At 68.4% G+C, this 2616-nt stretch carries 2 protein-coding genes; both read right to left on the bottom strand.

Features of this window, described 5'->3' with window-relative positions:
• Positions 1–737: cytochrome d ubiquinol oxidase subunit II (gene cydB / locus FNX44_RS25925; protein WP_143651411.1), on the bottom strand; the 737-nt coding region annotated here is incomplete at its 3' end.
• A gap of 18 nt (positions 738–755) precedes the next feature.
• Positions 756–2276, bottom strand: a complete 1521-nt coding sequence (locus tag FNX44_RS25920) for a cytochrome ubiquinol oxidase subunit I (RefSeq protein ID WP_143651410.1) — start codon at positions 2274–2276, stop codon at positions 756–758.
• Positions 2277–2616 lie beyond the last annotated feature (340 nt).

Raw genomic sequence — 2616 nt, 5'->3', positions numbered from 1 at the left:
TCCCGCCCCCGGGCATTGGCGACAAGCGCGGCGACCAGGGCGCCGGCGGCGACCAGCAGCGCCACCAGGCTCGCGCCGTCACCGCGGTCGAGCTGCGTCCAGCCGAGGAACGCGGCCGCGGAGGCCAGCGCGGCGAGGCCGAGCCCGGCGGCGGCCCGGCGGGCGCGCAGCCGGATCTCGCCGACCGTCTTGAGCGCGGTGAACACCGCGCCGTGGAAGGTGAAGAGGGTCAGGGTGAGGACGCCGCCGAGCAGGGCGTGCGGGCCGAAGAGGTCCAGCAGGTTGCCGACGAACTCCTTGTCGGGGCCGATGGGTACGCCGCGCACGATGTTGGCGAAGACGACGCCCCACAGGAACGCGGGGATCAGCGAGGACCAGAAGATGGCGCGTTCCCAGTTCCGCTGCCAGTTCTCCTCCGGCCGCTTGGCGCGGTACTCGAAGGCGACGCCGCGCACGATGAGGGAGAGCAGGATCACCAGCAGCGGCAGGTAGAAGCCGGAGAAGAGCGTCGCGTACCAGTCGGGGAACGCGGCGAACGTGGCGCCGGCGGCGCTCAGCAGCCACACCTCGTTGCCGTCCCAGACGGGCCCGATGGTGTTGATCAGCACGCGCCGCTCCTGGCGGTCGCGGGCCAGCCCGCGGGTGAGGACGCCGACGCCGAAGTCGAATCCCTCCAGGAAGAAGTAGCCGGTCCACAGGACGGCGATCAGCACGAACCAGATCTCTGGGAGTTGCATCACGGTCTCCTTCGGGCCTCAGTACGAGAAGGCCATGGGCTTGTCGGGCTCGTTCCGGTCGCCGCCGATGCGGGTCGGCGGGTTCAGGTCGGCCTCGGTCAGCTCGGGCGGGCCGGCCTTGGCGTACTTGAGGATCAGCCGCACCTCGATGACCGCGAGGATCGCGTAGAGCAGTGTGAACACCGACATCGAGATGATCACTTCGACCTGGGAGACGTTCGGTGAGACGGCCGAGGAGGTGGGCAGCACTCCGTAGACGGCCCACGGCTGGCGGCCCATCTCGGTGAAGATCCAGCCCCAGGAGCTGGCGATCAGCGGGAAACCGATGGTCAGGACGGACAGCCGCCAGTACCAGTCGCCGAGCCGGGAGCCGAGCGGCCGGTTCCTGGTCAGCGCGAGCGTCGGCACCTCGTCCTCGCCGGTGCGCAGTCCGGGCGCGAGGAAGAGCTTGCGGCGGGTGAGCCAGAGTCCGGCGAGGCCGACCGCGAGGGAGGCCATGCCGAAGCCGATCATCCAGCGGAAGCCCCAGTAGGCGACGGCGATGTTGGGCCGGTAGTCGCCGAGGCCGAACAGCGCGTCGTAGCGCTCCTTCAGGGCCTCGTTGGTGTCGTTGATGCCGGGCACCGGGTCGCGGAAGTTGTCGTGGGCGAGGAAGGACAGCAGGCCGGGTATCTCCACCGCGACCTTGTTGTGCCCCTTGTCGACGTCGCCGATCGCGAAGAGCGAGAAGGGCGCGGGGCCCTCGGTCTCCCACAGCGCCTCGGCGGCGGCCATCTTCATCGGCTGCTGCTCGTACATGATCTTGCCGAGGCGGTCGCCGGTGACCGCGACGAGCAGTCCGGAGATCACCAGGGTGACCAGGCCGACGCGCAGCGAGGTGCGCATCACGGGGATGTGCTTGCGCTTGCGCAGGTGCCAGGCGGCGATGCCGACCATGAACGCGCCGCCGGCGAGGAACGCCGCGGCGATGGTGTGGAAGAACTGGGCGACGGCGGTGTTCTGGGTGAGGACGAGCAGGAAGTCGGTCAGCTCTGCGCGGCCGGTCTCCTCGTTGATGCGGTAGCCCACCGGGTGCTGCATCCAGGAGTTGGCGGCCAGGATGAAGTACGCGGAGAGGATGGTGCCGATGGCCACCATCCAGATGCAGGCGAGGTGGATGCGCTTGGGCAGCCGGTCCCAGCCGAAGATCCACAGGCCGATGAAGGTGGACTCGAAGAAGAAGGCGATCAGCGCCTCGAACGCCAGCGGGGCGCCGAAGACGTCGCCGACGAACCGGGAGTAGTCGGACCAGTTCATGCCGAACTGGAACTCCTGGAGGATGCCCGTCACGACGCCGAGGGCGATGTTGATCAGGAAGAGCTTGCCCCAGAACTTGGTCGCGGCCAGGTACTTGGGGTTGGCGGTGCGCACCCAGGCGGTCTGGAGACCGGCGGTGAGCGAGGCCAGGGAGATCGTCAGGGGGACAAACAGGAAGTGGTAGACGGTGGTGATACCGAACTGCCAGCGCGCCAGTGTCTCCGGCGCCAGTGCGAGATCCACGTCGTTCTCTCCTTCGCTCGCCCCGCATCAGTCCGCCCGAGCCGGGGCGACCGATCCGGCAAACCGTCCGTGCATTCGGGATCTTCTTGCGCATACACGGCACGCTTGTGAATGTGAATGCATTCACAAGGCCATTATGTCGCACGCCTGAGCGATCCCCGCAAGGGGGTCCCCTCTTCCCAGAACTTCAACAAAATGTTGAACTTGGGCCATGAGCACGCACACCACCACCGGCACCGGTCCGGGCACCGGCCCGGACACCGTCACCGTCCACATCGGCTGGCCCGGCGGCCGCATCACCGCCCACCTCGCCCCCACCGCGACCACCCGGGCGCTGCTC

It is taken from the genome of Streptomyces alkaliterrae (assembly GCF_007097205.2).
GTDB lineage: Bacteria > Actinomycetota > Actinomycetes > Streptomycetales > Streptomycetaceae > Streptomyces > Streptomyces alkaliterrae.
This window is presented reverse-complemented; position numbering and strand designations above follow the sequence as displayed.